The following is a 16,979-nucleotide window of genomic DNA, read 5'->3' as shown; positions in this document are numbered from 1 at the left end:
TAGGAGTTAGGAGTTAGGAGTTAGGAGTTAGGAGTTAGGAGTTAGGAGTTAGGAGTTAGGAGTTAGGAGTTAGGAGTTAGGAGTTAGGAGTTATTACTCTTCCCCTGCTCCCCCTGCTCCCCCTGCTCCCTCAGCCCCCTCATCCCCCCCTGCTGTCCCCTTAGCTAGCGACTACTTGAATATCGACTTGTGCCGCTACTTCTGAATGCAGCTTGATTTCGGCTTGATAAGTACCAAGGTGGTTAATATCGGGGATGGTAATTCCACGCCGATCGATTTCTTGACCGGTGGCTGCCTTAATTGCATCTACAACATCTTGAGTGGTGATAGTACCAAAAATTGCTTCGTTTTCACCAACTGGCTTGGCAATTGTCAAGCTGCCAACTTTTTCTAAAGATTCTTTTTGCTCAAGAGCTTGTTGTCTGAGTTCTAATTGCCGTTGACGCTCTTGCTCACGACGGCGTTCTACTTGCTTGAGAATACCAGGAGTGGCATTAGTTGCCAATTTTTGGGGAATCAGATAATTACGAGCGTAGCCAGGAGCTACTTCCACTAAGTCGCCAGATTTTCCCAGCTTGCTGATATCTTGATTTAAAACTAACTGTACGCGTTTCGCCATCGTTTTTCCTGTAAAATCTGATTAATTCGGGTTTGGGTAAGATAGCTCACAATGTCAGTGCTGTATTCCAAGCTTCTTTGCCTATACCCTAAAGCTTACAGATCGTAGCGAAAGGAAGGGTGCGATCGCAACTATTAGAGAAAATTGAATGAATTGGGGAGTGGGGGATGAGGGAGTAGGGGAGGCAAGGGAGGCAGGGGAGGCAGAGGAAGAATAATTAATGACTAATGACTAAAAGTTATTTCTCATTTCCCGTATCCGCGCAAAGGTTTGGACTGCATCGCTGCTCTTAACGGTTAATTGTAATGATTGCTGATCCCAACGTAAAAAGGGATTGGTTCGCTTCTCTACTCCCAGCAGCGAGGGGATGGTGGCTTCTCCTCGACTACGGTAAGCTTTTACTTCATTGAAGCGTCTTTGTAAGTCGGCGTTGTCGCCATCTACAGTTAGGGCAAATTGCAGATTTTTCAAGGTGTATTCGTGAGCACACCAGATGCGTGTATCATCGGGTAGAGAGCGCAATTTGCTTAAAGAGTCTACCATTTGGCTCGGTGTTCCTTCAAACAAGCGACCGCAACCGCCAGAAAATAAGGTATCGCCGCAAAATAAGTCGCCTGTCTCACCAGCTTTTTCTGGGGGAAAGTAGTAAACGATGTGAGCGCGGGTATGTCCGGGAACGAAGATAACTTCAGCTATGCGGTCTGCAAACTCGACGCGATCGCCTTGTTGCAAAAACACCTGCTGTCCGGGAATTCTACCACGATCCTCCACTCCTCCATAAACTATCAGTTGAGGGAATTGTTCTATTAGTTGCTTGTTACCACCCACATGATCGTTATGGTGGTGCGTGTTAAAAATTGCTACTAACTCAGCTTTTAATTCTGCCAGCTTCTTTAATACTGGTTGAGACTCCGCAGGATCGACGACGGCGGCAATATTTTGTTTATGGTCGTATAGCAAGAATATGTAGTTGTCTAAAAGTGCTTCCAGACGGATTACCTGCATTACCTCTGCCTCCCTTGCAACATAGATGTTTGGTATCGAGTAGCAATCCTATGCCTCAGCAATTCCATAAAGTAATTGTATAAAATATGTTACCGATTTATACGCAAAGTATTACCATTTTAATGCCTAATTAACAGTTATGATAGTATACAACCGTAGTTATACGGTAAACATAGCAGAACAAAGCAAAAGTTATCTGGATTTATCAGTGAATTTTCTCTGGAAATAACCGCAAATACAAAGTTAAATTTATTGCATTATTTACTATTCTAAGCATACCAGAAAATCAACTCAATCATAGGGGATATTTCTTGTCACTTGCTAAATTTAATATAATTTAAATTATATATATATATTAAAGCCTTAGCAAATATTATTACTATTGATTTTTAGAGGTTTTATACATGTTCTTAATCTCTTCGACATCTGGAAAAATAGGCAATAGTTCCTTCTTATCTGTTAATTTTATGGCATTTGTTATTGAAAATAATTTCACACTTTTAGATCTAGTACTTGCAGCGAAAATTTTGTTCATTTGTATCAAGGGCAAAAAGTTTTTTAGTATAACCTCACCCTGCCTCCGGCTTCCCTCTCCAAAGCATCATAGAGGGATTGAGGGTGAGATTTTATCTTATGTTTAATTATGCCTACCTACTTAAAAGTTTTTGGGAATGGACAAATTAGATTGACTTGACAGACTAAGATTACAAATTATTTAACTTATTTATGAAAACAGAAAGCAGAGGATTTATTACAATTTTAACTGGGCTATACTCTTTTCAAGATTGTATTCATTTTTTAGCGGCAATTAGGAAGTTTCATCAAGAGCCGATAATTATTTTAATTGGCCAAGTTCCGTTGTTTCTCTATCCGTTATTAAAGGTTTTCAAAAATGTAATTCTAAAGCCAGCGCCGGCAAATGAAAATACTGTTTTAGCATCAAGGGAAGCAAAACTAGCTCTATATGCAGCCTCTGAGTTTGATAAAACAATTTACCTAGATTCAGATATTTGCTTACTTTCTGATATCAACGATGTATTTGAGTCTTTAGATGAGTATGACTTTTTGTTAACTGAAGATGTGCAACCTTCTATTCTTAAAGCTACGAATTTATTACGTGGTAATCAAGAAGAACTTTTGCCAAATGTTTTGCCAATTCTGCAATCAATAGGTTTACCATTACAAGCAGATAGTGTGCAGTATAATGGCGGCTTTATGGCTTTTCGGAAAACAGAAGTAACCAAGGTATTTTTTGAAGAATTTAAACGTTATTTTGAGATTATCAAAAATAACCAAGATAAATTACTCCTAAAAGATCAAGGTGCTTTTGCTTCTGCGATCGCATCTGTAAGCCCTAAAATGAAAATACTACCTCCAACCTATAATTATCTCAGTAAATGGGAAGAAGATTATGATATTCAAGAGCAAATTAAAGTTCTTCACTGTACCTATCCTTATCGACCTCAATATGCTAAAAATGTTACCCGTTCTTTCTATACAAGGGTATTTGACAGATTTGCTAAAGTATTTTTACCAAATCAAGTTACAAATCCCTGGCGGAAGAAATGACATATTCATAATGAATATATCCACGAGTCTTTTTTGTGGATAACATGCTGAACAAATTTAAATATTTATTATTAATATTGAAATTGCGAACTTGCAGGAGTAAATATCAAAATTGAAAGTTTCATTAGTTGTTGGCGATCTATCTGGAGGGGGTAGTATTCGAGCATTTTTACTAGCTCAAGTACTGCAAAGCCTCAATTATCAAGTGGAAATTGTTGGCTTTATTTATGGTAAAGAACTGTATGCTATTCCTCCCTCTGGCATTTCAATTGTTTCTCTTCCAGGGACAAATTATCCCGAATTTCTGATATCTGCTCGTCAACTCCTGCGAAAAATAGATGGAGATATTATTTATGCAGTAAAACCAAAGTTTACAAGTTTTGGCCTATCGCTACTGAAAAAATTTAGTGGTCGTCGTCCTTTAATTTTAGATATGGATGACTGGGAACTCAGTTGGCATGGAGGTGATGAGTGGAAATATCGTCCTAGTCTTAAGCAATTTTATCGTGACATTTTCAAGAAAAATGGCGCATTAAAATTTCCAGATCATCCACTATATCTCAAGTGGATAGAAAACTTAGTGGCAAAGGCAGATGCAGTAACGATAGATACTGACTTTCTCCAAAAACGCTTCGGTGGTACTTACGTACCGAATGGTAAAGATACTGCAATGTTTGACCCCCAGAAGTATGATTCTGAGACTAGCAGAAAGGATTACGGTCTTTCTGAGTATCGAATTCTTATGTTTCCTGGCGCACCACGACCTCACAAAGGGGTTGAAGACATTCTAATGGCGCTCGATTTGTTGGATCAGCCAGATTTAAGATTAGTGATTGTGGGTGGTAGTCCTTACGATGATTATGACGATAAATTGATTCAAAAGTGGGGGCGTTGGATTATTAAATTACCAAGGTGTCCTGTAGAATTAATGCCTAAAATTGTAGCATCTGCTCACATTGTAGTTGTTCCCCAGCGAGATACTTTGACTGCTCGCGCTCAGTTTCCCCTGAAGTTGACAGATGGAATGGCAATGGCTAAACCTGTATTATCGACGCGCGTTGGAGATATTCCCAAAATTTTAGGTAATACTGGTTATTTAGTTGACCCTGATTGTCCCGAACAGCTTGCTGAACAAATTCAATTGATTTTTCAGAATTTAGACTCAGCACAGCAGCAAGGTATTAAGGCAAGAGAAAGATGTGTGGAACTCTATAGCATAGAGACTATGGCTTCTGTACTCAAGTCGCTAATTGCTCGGTTGTAAATCTTGATTGGCGTTTGATTTATTTGATGATTAGCAAATTTGACAAGTAAATTGTGAATAATATTAATAATGAAAGTTGCATAAAAATCCCCAATGTCTACCAGAAAACTACTAGTAAGATTCGCTAAACCATATCCAGGTTTGATTCTGCTAACAATATTGTTAGGATTTTCTGGAGCCTTATTTAATGGAATTAGCACAGCTTTAATTGTGCCAGTAATTTTAAAAATTGTCGGGCAACAAGTAGATTTAAGTTCTGCCCCTCCCATCCTAAAAAGGTTGATATCTCCCTTTGATAATACTCCCGAATCTTACCGGATATTAGTAATGGCTGGGACGATTATAGTGACAATTTTTTTAAAAAACTTAGCTACTTATGCCAGCGCCTTAGCATCGAGTTCTTTAAGCCGCAAGCTGACATCAGACATGCGCGAAACCGGGTTAAGGCTATTACTAGAAATTGATATAGATTATTATGCCAAGACGAAGGTTGGTGATTTAATCAACTGTCTTGGTGGAGAAATTGGGCGGGCTGCAAGCGCTATAGGTAGTATAGTCAAGATAGTGATCCTGGGAATCACAATTTTAGTTTTTGTCGGTTTATTGCTATCAATCTCTTGGCAGTTGACAATTGCTGCGACGCTTTTGCTGTCGTTGGTGACATTAATAAATCAGTATGCCATTTCCCAGTCGAGAACTTTTGGTAAGCAGCTTAGTGAGATGTCTAGAGCATATTCAATCTCTGTGCTGGAGACTTTGAACGGAATCCGACTGGTAAAGGCGACGGGAAATGAAGAAAAAGAATATCAACGGATTAAAAAATTAATTCGCGATCGCGAGTTAGCAGATTTCCAATCTCAGGTTAATTCAGAAGCGATTACACCTTTGAGTGAGGTGATGGGTATTACAGCTTTACTGCTGATTGTACTTTTGAGCAAAACCTTCTTTGCTGGCCAGGTTTCTTCTGTTTCCACCGTACTTTTGACATATTTATTAGTACTGTTGCGAGTGCTACCATTAATTTCTCAGTTAAATACTATTCGCAGCAACTTTGCCAGTACCGCCGCCAGTGTAGATGTGGCGAATGAGTTTTTAAGCCTCCATGATAAGCCATTCATGGATAAGGGTAAGCTTCCCTATACAAAGTTAGTTGAGGGCGTGTCTTTTAATTCTCTTTGCTTTGCTTACCCTGGTCATGAAAAGTTGGTAGTCAAAGATGTAAATTTATTTTTACCTCGTGGCACCACCTTAGCATTAGTAGGTAGTTCTGGTGCTGGTAAATCCACTTTAGCAGACCTTTTGCCCAGATTCTATGACCCAGTAGCTGGCAGTATTACCATTGACGGTACTGATTTGCGGGAGTTCGATGTTGTATCCCTGCGAAGGCGAATGGGGATTGTCAGTCAAGATACCTTTCTATTTAATGACTCGGTGCGAAATAATATCGCTTATGGGCGAGAAGAGGCTACTGAGGATGAAATTCTCACAGCAGCCAAGCGGGCAAATGCTTATGAATTTATTAACAAATTGCCTCAAGGATTTGACACCTTAATTGGCGATCGCGGCGTGATGTTATCTGGTGGACAAAGGCAAAGATTAGCGATCGCCCGCGCCTTACTCCAAAATCCAGATATTCTGATTTTAGATGAAGCCACCAGCGCTTTAGATACCGTTTCCGAACGCTTAGTACAATCTGCACTTGATGATTTGAGCCGCGATCGCACAACCCTTGTAATTGCTCACCGCCTTTCCACAGTCCAAAAAGCCGATCAAATTGCCGTATTAGATCAAGGACAGGTGGTAGAAGTGGGAACCCATGAAAAACTTTTAGAAAAAGGTGGTTACTACTCACGTTTGTACTCAATGCAATTTAATGATCACCCTAACAAAAACTTAATTCAGACAAAAATTTTTAAGGCAATGCGCCTAAACTCAAAGAAATTTGTTGAACATCCTGAAGCCGCTATTAAACACAAGCAAAGCTTGCTCCGCATCTCTCACGAAATTCGGACACAATTAAACTCAATGATTGGGTTCCTGCGCTTATTACTTGATGATTTGGTAGACGATTACCAAGAACAGCAGAAAGTAATTGAAGACTCTTACAAATCAGCTTGGAGAATTATCAACACCATAGATGTTTTTGAGGATGTTATGAACTTGCAAATCAAGGGAGAAATTATCTCAATTTCTGAAGAAAAGCAAGATATTATAAACACCTATTATCAGACCTTTAATCATCTCTCCACTGACTTTCGGACTTCTCTCAATCTCATCCTTAGTTCTCTCCGCTCTCTAAGTGATAATTTGAGATACACCACAGAAGAACAAAATGGATTAATTGCTGAAAGTTATGAATCTGCTATATCTCTGCTCGAACATTTAGAAGATTTTGAGAATATTATTAATATCTAAAGTTATGAAAAATCCGGCTTCTAAAAAACACTATGTTTTTTTCATTGGTGAAGAGTTACCGCAACCAGAGGCTCACTTAGTGCAGTCTACAAATGCAGCTAACGGCGCTGCCAACTTGGGATACTCAACAGTTTTGGTATATCCTGAAAAAGGAGCAAAAGCTATTAATCCAGCTAATTTAGCTCGTCCTTTTCAACCGAGAAAAACACCAACAGAACTTATCAAATATTACAACCTTCATGAAAAGTTAAAAGTTGCTCCCTTACCGATGCCTTGGCCAATTGACCATTTTCAGAGCAAATTTACTGACTCTAACACCATTGCCAGCAAGTATTATTTACCATTTCACATACTTCCAACTACTAAAATTGTCCACAGTCGCAACTGGAATTTTGTCAAAGCTGCCATCAAAAATGGCGTTCCGGCAATTTATGAACACCACCACCATGAAGACAAACCATTTGAGCCAGAAATTGTTACAAATCCGCTATTGCAAATTGCTGTCACCGTTGTAGACACCATCCGCGAAAGCATGATAAGAAATGGGATGCCACCAGAAAAAGTGATTACACTGCACAATGGTTTTAATCGCTTATTTATGGAAAGACAACCAGAAAAAGCCGCAGAATGGCGTCAAAAATTATTGCAAGACGAAAGCCAAAAATTAGTAGTTTATGCAGGAGCGTTACAGCAATTTAAAGGTATTGATATATTAATTAATGTGGCGAATGAAATGCCTAATGTGCAATTTGCTTGTGCCGGGGGAAAACCCGCAGAAGTGGAATATTATCAGCAATTGGTGAAAGAAAAACAGATTAATAATATTAAATTTTTGGGATATATATTACATAATGATTTAGCATCTTTGCTACAAGCAGCCGATGTTTTAGCTCACCCTCATTGTTCGGGAAAAGCCGCAACTTTCACATCTCCCTTAAAGCTATTTGACTACTTCGCCTCTGGGACTCCCATTGTAGCAACAGAAATTCCATCATTAGTTGAATTTCAAGATACTCAAGCGATCGCTGCTTGGTGTGAGCCAGATAACCCCAGCAAATTTGCCGAATCTCTAAAACGGGTTTTAGAAACTCATCCCCGAAAAATAGAAGGTTATCCAGATAGTATCAATTTTGTCAAGCAGTTCTCTTGGGAAAATAGAGCAGCAAAAATTTTGAGTTATGTTGATGAATCTCTGTTACCCCAACTTGTTGTATAACGAAAAATAACTCATGAAAATAATAACTGACTAATAACTAAAATGACTATCAAAACTGTAGGTATGATTAGCAGCTATCGAGGTTTAGAAACTAGAGCCGATTGGCTGTGGCAACAAACTCCAAATCAATTTGGAGTTTGGGACAATATCCAAATGCAGGCATTGGAAGCAAAACCAGATTATCTGCTGATGTATCAATTTGATTTTCCCCAAGCAGCGCCGCAAACATCTTGGTTAGATAGTTTTCGTAAACGGCAGCAAAAACCAGTACTAAATGTTGAATCTCTACTGCGTGATGTGAGTAAAGAGCGGATTATTTATTTACTAAGAGAACCGCCTCTAGATGAAATTGTAGAAATCACTAATCATAATTATCAACAAGCTCAAAAGTATTGTGGCTACGTTTCTGGTCCAGATGATTTTGCCCCTACTCCCGACTATATGCCTGCTATTTGGTATCATTCAAATTCATTTCAAGATTTAAATGAAATGCCACCTCCTCAAAAGGTTGCTCCATGTAGTTGGATTACTTCAGGAATTAGCCGTACTGTGAATCATCGCCAGCGTTTAGACTTTTTGCAGTCTCTACAATCTAGTGGCATTAAATTTGATTTATATGGGCGTAACTTACCACAATGGGCTAACAAGTCGGGAGAACTGGGTAATAAGTGGTATGGCATGGCACCATATTATTACAATCTAGCAATTGAAAATTATGCTGATAATAATTGGTATGTGAGTGAGAAACTTTGGGATAGTTTACTTGCCTGGTGTTTACCAATTTACTATGGTGGACCGGCTGCTGATAAATTATTGCCACCGGGTAGTTTTTTGCGGTTGCCCAGTTTAGATGAAAAAGGCATTGCCTACATCCAAGAAGTCACAGCTACACCTGATGCTTGGTATGCTGCCAAAGATGCGATCGCAGAAGCACGTCAAATCATTTTACACAAATTAAACCTATTTAACTGGTTATCAAACTTTGCTGCTCAACACTCATAAATTATGAATGGTATTTGTACCCTTGGCAATGATTATGTTTTCGATCAACTGGTGGCTTTGCTCAACAGTATTGATGTTATATTAGGCCCAGAAACTCCTGTTTGTATCTATCCTTTTGACGATCAAACACAGCGAATTGCTGATGAAATAGCTAAACGCCCGAATGTATTTCTTTACGATAATCAAGAATCAATCAATCGCTGGGATCAATTTATGCTCTCAGCAGCACCAGAACGATTGAATCGGAGTAAATTCCGTTTGTATGGCGCTCACCGCCGTTTTTGTGCTTTTGATGGGCCATTTGATAAGTTTATCTATTTAGATGCAGACACCTTGGTGATGAACTCCCTCGCGGCAGTGTTTGAAAAGTTAGATAGTTATGATTTTGTTGTCTACGATTTTCAATTTAAAGATGCTAGTAAAGTATATAATGTTAATTCTCCCAAATTAATAAAACTTTTCGAGCAAAAGCGCATTGATTCCGAAATATTTTGCTCAGGCTTCTATGGCTCAAAACGGGGCATATTTAACTCAGAACAAAGAGATTTGCTAATATCTCATTTAAAAAATGGTGAAGCAGAAATTTTGTATGAAGGGGCTGGTGAACAACCACTGATAAACTACATGGTAATGAGGTCTAATCTTTATATTTATAACTTTGCTCAACAACTACCAGATAATCAAAAAACTGGATGTTCTGCCACATCTAAGCATTTTGAAGAAAGAGAGCATATTCTCTATGACAAAGGCAATCGACTAACTTACATTCATTACATTGGTATTCCTCCTAATATCAATCAAGCAGTCTGCGCTGGAGAAAATATTGAGTTCCCCTATCGAGATTTATTTCTCTATTATCGTTATTTACACGAACAAGAATTGCGTCCAGTCTTTACAACTCCTCCTAAAAATTATCATGACGGTCCAACACCAAATTTACTTACAAGAGCTTTGCGAAAACTTAAGTTAATTAACCAAGGATAATTTATGAGTAGGGGAATTTATATTGTTGCCAATGACCGGGTTATTGATAATGCGATCGCTTTACTCAATAGCATTCGTTACTATGACCCAGAAGTTACCATTTATCTTATACCTTTTAATGAAAATTATCACAAGGTAGCAGAGCAGCTTGCTACCTTACATAAAGTGCAAATTTTCCCAGATTTAGAACTTATTGATACATTTACCAAACGCATCGGAGAAATTTTTGATCGAGATTTTCTCGCCTTACCTAACAAAATGCGTAAACTGGTTGCATGGTTTGGCCCTTTAGATGAGTTTATTTATATTGATACTGATATTGTCGTTTTTGAAAAAATTGCCGACAATTTAGATAAACTTTCAGAAATCGATTTCTTCTGTTGTGATTACCATCATGCCAATGACAAGCTGCGAAATATCTTTTCTCCATTTGTGAAAGAGCAGCAAATTTTTTCAGATGCCCAACTTGAAGACGTTTTCAATAGCGGTTTTTGGGCTTCGAGAAAAGGAATTATTACCGAACAACAAATGGATGAAGCTTTGCGCGAATGTGCTGCACATCGAGAATATTTCGATTTTTCTGAAGGAGTTACAGACCAACCAATTTTAAATTATCTTGTTCTTAAGTTAATTTCCAAACGTGGTAATCTCGTCAAAATTCCTGGGGGAGGGCCTGGTAGTTGGGCGGGTTCGCAAAATTTCCAACAGCAAGACTACGCCCTCTACGACCGAGGACAACGACTAAAATACCTCCACTGGGCTGGTACGCGGATGAAAATTGGTAGTCCCTATTGGCAATTGTGGGAACATTATCGCTATCTCCATGAGGGTAAATTCGCCTTCATTCCCAAACTGACTCGCCGTTTATTTCCCTTTGTTGTTGCCCGTACTTAATATTATGAGTATCCCAATGATTGATGGCATTTACATCTTAGCCAATGATGTTGTCTATGAGCAATTAGTTGCGTTGCTCAACAGTATAGAAGCTAATGCTGGTAGAAAAATTCCTATTTGTATACTTCCATATAATGAGCGATTAGACAAAGTAAAGGCAGAGATTGCATCTAGAGATAATATCAGCTTATTTGAAGATTCTGATTCCATAGCTTATTGGGATAACTTTGCCACTCAGATATGGAAAAATTACCCTAGAGCACAAAAAACTTGGCGAGAGTGGGGCTTTCCAGAACTTTATGAGCTACCAATGCACCGCAAATTTTGTGCTATCGATGGCCCATTTGATAGATTTATTTATTTTGATGCAGATACCTTGTTAATGGGGCCTGTAGATTATGTGTATGAAAAATTAGATAACTACGATTGGGTAGTCAATGATTTTCAATATAAATCTAACTTAAAATTTATTTTTGATGGCTCACCAGATCAGATACAGCAAGTTTTCAACTCAGATAATTTACCATCTAAAGTATTTTGTGCTGGTTGGTTTGCTACTAAGAAAAATATTTTTTATCCAGCAATCAGAGCCGACTTGCTCAAAAAATTAACATCAGGTGAAGCAGATGTTATGGCTTTTTTAGCACCTGACCAATCTTTATTTAACTACATGGTTTTGAGAACTGGAATTTCCTATTATAACTTTGCTTTTCATGACTGCGAACAGGCAACTGGAAACCACTGGAGTTCTCAATTTGATGTAGTAGATAATATCCTTTACGACCAAGGGCGGAGGTTGACGTATTTACACTATATGAGTATATCTTCTTCAGCTTTTGTGCGGCTTTGTGGAGGTGAAGATGTTGATATCCCTTACCGCGATGTTTTCTTATATTATCGCTATTTAAAATCGCCTCAAGAACGTCCTCAAAGCTTTACCCGCCCCAGCCCGCTCATGCTGATGCAAAAGTCTACTAGGAGTTTTATTCAGCAAAGAATCAATAATATTAAGCTAAATTACCGCAATTTCAAGGATAGAATTAATGGGTACTAATCCAATACTTGTTTTTTCAAAATGTTTAGCTTGTAGTAAACGCCTCCAGCCCTGTTTTTATGCAACTTAAATGTTCCTTAGTTTACCTATCTAGACTGTTTCAATACAATTTTTAGCTGATGTTTCTATTCTGTAAATATTGTATGCAATATTTTTCATAAAAACTCTGCACCAAATAAGCAAAAACAAAAATTATTGGAATTCCTATAAATATTTCAATCGTCATCAGTATGTATTGATTATTAATTTCCATTCCTTGTTGTACTATTTTTCTTAGAAAAAACCAAATTGGTCTGTGAAAAAGGTACATTCCGTAGGAAGCATAAGCAATTGCTTGTATAATTTGACTAGACTTTAATATTTTTGCTATGGCATTACAAATACCATAAATTGATAAAATAAAACTGAACATCAGAATATTCAGAATTGTATAGCTTTTTATCAGACCCAAATCATCAATTCCGTATTTCTTCTCCAAAAAAAAGCAACTAATGAAAATACAAACGAAGCCAGCAGTAATTATGAAAGTATTTTTTTTGAGCCAAGAAGTTTCCAAAATTTTGCTTTCAGCACAGTAAATGCCAAAGATAAAAATCCAGTAATATAAACTTATTCTGTAATCCATAAAATGGAGCGATGTACTTGCAAAAGAAACAATAAAAGGGAAAATTCCAATTGCCAATAATCTATATATAGTCCTGATTTTTTCGGCTTTGCAAAAAATAAAAATACAATAATATACTAAAATTGTGCCTACAAACCACAGAGTTGGTAATGATGGCAAGTGTTTTGAAAATAATAGTGATTGTAGACCTAAAATATGAATAATGATTCTTAAAGGTTCAGTGATATTTAAAATATAGCAAAAGAATATAAGTGCTATATAGTACATTGGGAAAATCCTGATTATTCTTTTGTATAAAAATGTCCCTACAGTAGTCCAGTCTGGAAAGCTTGTTTTTTTTACATTAATCAAGTATCCAGACATAAATATAAATAAACTAAGTCCCAAATATGTATTAAGTTCATTACATACAGATAAATCGATGTTAATTCCAAAGTTTTTGAGGTTATAAAAATCGAAACAGTAATTTGGTAAATGATGAAAAAGTATTATAAAAGTTGCTAGAAACCTGAGCAAGTCAAAGACTAAAAATCTATCTTTTGTTTCTATATTTTTCATATTTATCCTAAATGCTTATATTCTAGAGTTTAGACTAAGTTGACAAGTTTTATAGGCAATAGCACCCTCGGCACTATATTAACAGCACACTGCTTTAACCACAGGACTATTTCATTTTATTTTTACGGCAGTTTTTACGAATCTTTTTGAGAAAAATAAGAATTTAAACCTGATATAAGTTGAGAACCGTAGTTTTTGACCTCACCCTAAATCCCTCTCCCATATATGGGAGAGGGACTTTGAAATTCTGGCTCCTCTTCTAGTCGCCTGGTGCAAGATATAAGAATAGGTGTTCTTCGGAAAGAGCAAGCGACGAAGGGACTATAATGTACCTCATGTTATTAGGAAATGCGATATAACTTCCTACCATTTGTTATAGCCTACATTTCCCAGTTTGAGGGTTAAGTGATGGTATTTTAAAGTCTAAGTGGATGAAAGTAGTAGTGGCAGTTGCTAATGAGTTAGAACTAGCCCTTTCAAGCTGAATCGGAAATCTCTTGTTTTTGTGAGCGCTCTCTGTGTCTGGAGTAGTTTATTTAACAACTTGAAAAAATTTAAGCTTGTTTAGGACTTACGCACAGGTAACGGAAAATCGAACCACAGAGGACGCAGAGAAGCCAGTGTGTTGGGCGGGTTCCCCGACTTGTCCCTTGCGCGTCTCCCCTTGGGAGAAGCAACTGGCACGACACGGAGGAATAAGAGTTTGAGAGGTTTTTTGTGTAAGTCCTATTGTTAACGAAAAATTCGTAGAAAACTGAGTCTTCTTGACTATCCTTTGAGCAGACATACTACAGTCTATGTACGTAATTCAAACGTTATTAGATATTGAAATTTGTGATGTTTCAGTAAAATAAATATTAATCGCCAGCAAATTATTTACTAGCGGTAGAGATTTATCGTAAGTTCAAGGGTTTAAGAAACTGCAATCTATATGTAGCAGCAGTTTCAGTTGGGGGTTAAATCCCCATCTGAAATATGTTTAATTTTGAATTTTGAATTTTGAATTGTTAAGTTGATTTGAATGTTCGTCGAGTTTCCTACATACATCTAAGAAAAAGAATCTAAATCTAAAGATTGCATACCTTCGCGTTCTATAAAGGTCATCATACTTCCCAACTGCAACCAAACTAATAAACAAGTAAACAGACTAATTGGTAAACCAACTCCTAAAGCTAAAGAGGTGGGAAAGCCAAATATTGCTAACCCGGAATACAGAAATAGACAAGTACCGCCAGTTATGCCAATAAATGGCACAAGTAATTGCTTGAGTGAGGAACGAGGTTTAGTATTTTCTGTACGCTCGCTTGGCCATTTATCGACAATTACTTTCAAAGTGCCAGATAATGCCAAACCAGATGTTAATGCTGTCAGAAAGCCAACAAGTAATAGAAAATAAGGCGGTTGCAGAGGAAAATAGTACATGAAAACTCCTGATTTATATTAAATATTTTTTAGTTTTTGTTTGTTGACTGATTCCCAGCAAAAGGCGCAAGGAATGTATTTTTTGGCAGGATAGCAGCTGCGCCTTCCCTGGATAAGTCTGTTAAAATGCCGATCGCTATATTTAATAAACGATCCGGTTTTAAGTCATCTTTAACCAGGTTCCACAGGCGTTGGACATCTTCGGTGTGCAGGCGGTCATCTTCGGTGAGAGCAAGCACCAGTTGTCGCCGCAGAAATTTGCCTTCTTCCGACATTAAATACTGGAACCCCATCTGGGCTGTGGGCAATACATCAAAGTTGTTATCGGTACGAGCGATCGCAATCAAATTCTCTAATCGCTGCCACTGAAATTTACCATTTTTGAACAACACATTCAATAATCGTCGCCGTAATTCTGCCGATTCCCCTGTTAGCAACCGCCGTGCTATATAGGGATAACCCACTTCAACAATTTTAAAATCTGGGTTGAGGCTCAGGGCAATACCTTCTTGAGTCACCAAAGAACGAATAATTAAAGCAAACTTTGCCGGGACTCGGAAAGGATATTCGTACATCAGTTCCGAGAATTCATCGGTAATAGTTTTGAAGTTAAAATCCTTGACATTTTTACCAATGGCGTTTCCCAGCACCGCTTCTAATGCTGGCACAATCGGGCAAATATTTGTGTCTGGAGTCAGAAATCCTAATTTTACAAAATCTTCGGCTAGGTCGGTGTAGTCTTTATTAACCAAATGCACCAGTGCATCCACGAGTGCTTCTTTGGTGCTTTCCTCCAACTGATCCATCATGCCGAAGTCAATATAAGCCATTCGACCATCGGGTACAGCAAACAAATTGCCGGGATGAGGGTCAGCATGAAAGAAGCCGTGTTCTAAAAGCTGTTGCAATCCTGATGTAACCCCAATTTGGATAATCGCTTCTGGATCTAAACCTGCTTCGCGGATGCGTTTAGTATCTGTCAACTTGAAGCCGTCAATCCATTCCAGGGTTAAAACGTGGGTATTGGTATAACGCCAGTAAATTCCAGGAACTTTAACTTCGGGGTCGTTGCGGAAGTTGCTAGCAAATTTTTCGGCGTTGCGACCTTCATTTATATAGTCGATTTCTTCAAATAGCTTCGTGCCAAACTCGTCCACGATTAAAGTTAGGTCGTGACCGAGATTGAGGGGTAACCAGGGAGCTACCCAACTCGCCCCCCACCGCAATAAATAGAGGTCGCGGGTGAGAGTGGGGCGTAAGTTGGGGCGTTGCACCTTGACGGCGACTTCTTCACCACTGATTAGACGACCACGATATACTTGACCCAAGCTAGCTGCTGCTACTGGGTTAGGCGACAGTTCGCTAAAGCTTTCATTAATTGGACGGTCTAGTTCAGTTTCGATAATTTGGTAAGCGATCGCATTATCGAAAGGTGGTAACTGATCTTGTAACTTGATCAGTTCTTCTAAAAAATCTTTACGGATTAGGTCAGGTCTGGTAGAGAGGGCTTGACCAACTTTAATAAAGGTCGGGCCCAGGCGGGTGAGCAGTTCTCGCAACTGGATAGCTCGTTTACCCTTGTTCTGCTCAACTTTATCTTGCCATTCGTCCCATTTGAGACTAAGTATAAATCCCGCAAAAGAGAAGATAATTCTCAGGAGTCGCCCCCAGGCTAGCCAGGGACGGTAACTATAGTAGCGAGCGATCGCGTCTGGATTATAGAGTTGTAGTTGAGCAGGTTGATACTGACCCACGCCTTTTTTTGCCTCTTCAACTGAAAAATTTACAATGATTGTTTTTCTCCTAACCCACAAGTTAATTGCAAGTTCAGGATAGCGGTAGTCTTTTATCTAAAACAACTATAACTCTACCCTTTTGGGATACTGTTCGCGGTTATTTTAGCCTATGTTACTGCCTAAGATTTGTTTATCTTTTTCTTAATTATACTTTATAAAACTACAACTACTTCTCTAAGTTTTTGATGATTTTATTTTTTCTTAACCATTATTTATAAAAATATAAATATTTATCTATGTCTGATTATGCAAATTTAAATAAACTGCGATCGTAAGTAACTTTATTTACTAACAGTTATATGGAGTAGTAGTAATATTACTGTCTTGGATTTAATCTTCGTTACCATTCCCGCCTCGGAATAAATTCCTCTTGCTTATAGCTAAAGTCCACGCTTAGTGGACTAAATACAAAATTTTCAGCAATGTAAGTAAAACGGCGTCAATAATTAAAGTTTCGTAGTGGGGACTTTAGCCCTCACTACGAAATAATTTCAATATTTTTACATTACTTAATCTAGTTTTATTTATTATCACCGACTTACTTAGAAGGCTATCT

At 38.0% G+C, this 16,979-nt stretch carries 13 protein-coding genes; 8 read left to right on the top strand and 5 right to left on the bottom strand.

The annotated features are described in order from the left end of the window. Positions 1-160: 160 nt before the first annotated feature. Together rplI and gloB are read right to left on the bottom strand one after the other, a co-directional pair. Positions 161-619, bottom strand: a complete 459-nt coding sequence (gene rplI, locus V7K73_RS26420) for a 50S ribosomal protein L9 (protein WP_094352304.1) — start codon at positions 617-619, stop codon at positions 161-163. A 231-nt stretch (positions 620-850) separates the two neighbouring features. Beyond that, the gene (gene gloB / locus V7K73_RS26415) at positions 851-1,624 is read right to left on the bottom strand and encodes a hydroxyacylglutathione hydrolase (RefSeq protein ID WP_334884531.1); all 774 of its coding nucleotides are present in this window, start codon (positions 1,622-1,624) and stop codon (positions 851-853) included. 726 nt (positions 1,625-2,350) lie between these two features. On the opposite strand from gloB, the gene V7K73_RS26410 reads away from it, so the two are divergent. The 8 genes from V7K73_RS26410 to V7K73_RS26375 all read left to right on the top strand — a co-directional run bounded on the left by V7K73_RS26410 (position 2,351) and on the right by V7K73_RS26375 (position 12,022). Next, positions 2,351-3,193, top strand: coding sequence for a hypothetical protein (locus tag V7K73_RS26410; protein WP_334884529.1), 843 nt, complete (start codon positions 2,351-2,353; stop codon positions 3,191-3,193). A gap of 112 nt (positions 3,194-3,305) precedes the next feature. Then, the gene (locus V7K73_RS26405; RefSeq protein WP_334884528.1) at positions 3,306-4,457 is read left to right on the top strand and encodes a glycosyltransferase family 4 protein; all 1,152 of its coding nucleotides are present in this window, start codon (positions 3,306-3,308) and stop codon (positions 4,455-4,457) included. 93 nt (positions 4,458-4,550) lie between these two features. Next, the gene (locus V7K73_RS26400; protein ID WP_334884526.1) at positions 4,551-6,872 is read left to right on the top strand and encodes an ABC transporter ATP-binding protein; all 2,322 of its coding nucleotides are present in this window, start codon (positions 4,551-4,553) and stop codon (positions 6,870-6,872) included. Between the two features lie 4 nt (positions 6,873-6,876). Beyond that, on the top strand, positions 6,877-8,088 hold the full coding sequence (locus V7K73_RS26395; protein ID WP_334884524.1) for a glycosyltransferase: 1,212 nt from the start codon (positions 6,877-6,879) through the stop codon (positions 8,086-8,088). Between the two features lie 42 nt (positions 8,089-8,130). Next, positions 8,131-9,090: a glycosyltransferase family 10 domain-containing protein gene (locus V7K73_RS26390; protein WP_334884522.1), complete on the top strand. Its 960-nt coding sequence runs from the start codon at positions 8,131-8,133 to the stop codon at positions 9,088-9,090. A 3-nt stretch (positions 9,091-9,093) separates the two neighbouring features. Continuing rightward, positions 9,094-10,074: an Npun_R2821/Npun_R2822 family protein gene (locus V7K73_RS26385; protein ID WP_334884520.1), complete on the top strand. Its 981-nt coding sequence runs from the start codon at positions 9,094-9,096 to the stop codon at positions 10,072-10,074. Positions 10,075-10,077: 3 nt separating this feature from the next. Continuing rightward, on the top strand, positions 10,078-10,968 hold the full coding sequence (locus V7K73_RS26380) for an Npun_R2821/Npun_R2822 family protein (RefSeq protein ID WP_334884518.1): 891 nt from the start codon (positions 10,078-10,080) through the stop codon (positions 10,966-10,968). A gap of 4 nt (positions 10,969-10,972) precedes the next feature. Next, entirely contained in the window at positions 10,973-12,022 is a 1,050-nt protein-coding gene (locus tag V7K73_RS26375; RefSeq protein WP_334884516.1) for an Npun_R2821/Npun_R2822 family protein, read from the top strand. Positions 12,023-12,134: 112 nt separating this feature from the next. On the opposite strand, the gene V7K73_RS26370 is transcribed toward V7K73_RS26375, so the two are convergent. The 3 genes from V7K73_RS26370 to V7K73_RS26360 all read right to left on the bottom strand — a co-directional run bounded on the left by V7K73_RS26370 (position 12,135) and on the right by V7K73_RS26360 (position 16,381). Continuing rightward, on the bottom strand, positions 12,135-13,205 hold the full coding sequence (locus V7K73_RS26370) for an acyltransferase family protein (protein ID WP_334884514.1): 1,071 nt from the start codon (positions 13,203-13,205) through the stop codon (positions 12,135-12,137). A 1,047-nt stretch (positions 13,206-14,252) separates the two neighbouring features. Continuing rightward, positions 14,253-14,627, bottom strand: coding sequence for a hypothetical protein (locus tag V7K73_RS26365; protein ID WP_334884512.1), 375 nt, complete (start codon positions 14,625-14,627; stop codon positions 14,253-14,255). Positions 14,628-14,656: 29 nt separating this feature from the next. Continuing rightward, positions 14,657-16,381 (bottom strand): ABC1 kinase family protein, encoded by a 1,725-nt coding sequence (locus V7K73_RS26360; RefSeq protein WP_334884510.1) that lies wholly within the window; start codon positions 16,379-16,381, stop codon positions 14,657-14,659. Positions 16,382-16,979 lie beyond the last annotated feature (598 nt).

Origin of the sequence: Nostoc sp., assembly GCF_036916975.1 — a bacterium.
Taxonomy (GTDB): Bacteria; Cyanobacteriota; Cyanobacteriia; order Cyanobacteriales; family Nostocaceae; genus Nostoc.
This window is presented reverse-complemented; position numbering and strand designations above follow the sequence as displayed.

Coding starts and splice junctions, on each gene's coding strand:
- rplI (WP_094352304.1), bottom strand. CDS start 619: ATGGCGAAACGCGTACAGTTAGTTTTAAATCAAGATATCAGCAAGCTG.
- gloB (WP_334884531.1), bottom strand. CDS start 1,624: ATGCAGGTAATCCGTCTGGAAGCACTTTTAGACAACTACATATTCTTG.
- V7K73_RS26410 (WP_334884529.1), top strand. CDS start 2,351: ATGAAAACAGAAAGCAGAGGATTTATTACAATTTTAACTGGGCTATAC.
- V7K73_RS26400 (WP_334884526.1), top strand. CDS start 4,551: ATGTCTACCAGAAAACTACTAGTAAGATTCGCTAAACCATATCCAGGT.
- V7K73_RS26395 (WP_334884524.1), top strand. CDS start 6,877: ATGAAAAATCCGGCTTCTAAAAAACACTATGTTTTTTTCATTGGTGAA.
- V7K73_RS26390 (WP_334884522.1), top strand. CDS start 8,131: ATGACTATCAAAACTGTAGGTATGATTAGCAGCTATCGAGGTTTAGAA.
- V7K73_RS26385 (WP_334884520.1), top strand. CDS start 9,094: ATGAATGGTATTTGTACCCTTGGCAATGATTATGTTTTCGATCAACTG.
- V7K73_RS26380 (WP_334884518.1), top strand. CDS start 10,078: ATGAGTAGGGGAATTTATATTGTTGCCAATGACCGGGTTATTGATAAT.
- V7K73_RS26375 (WP_334884516.1), top strand. CDS start 10,973: ATGAGTATCCCAATGATTGATGGCATTTACATCTTAGCCAATGATGTT.
- V7K73_RS26370 (WP_334884514.1), bottom strand. CDS start 13,205: ATGAAAAATATAGAAACAAAAGATAGATTTTTAGTCTTTGACTTGCTC.
- V7K73_RS26365 (WP_334884512.1), bottom strand. CDS start 14,627: ATGTACTATTTTCCTCTGCAACCGCCTTATTTTCTATTACTTGTTGGC.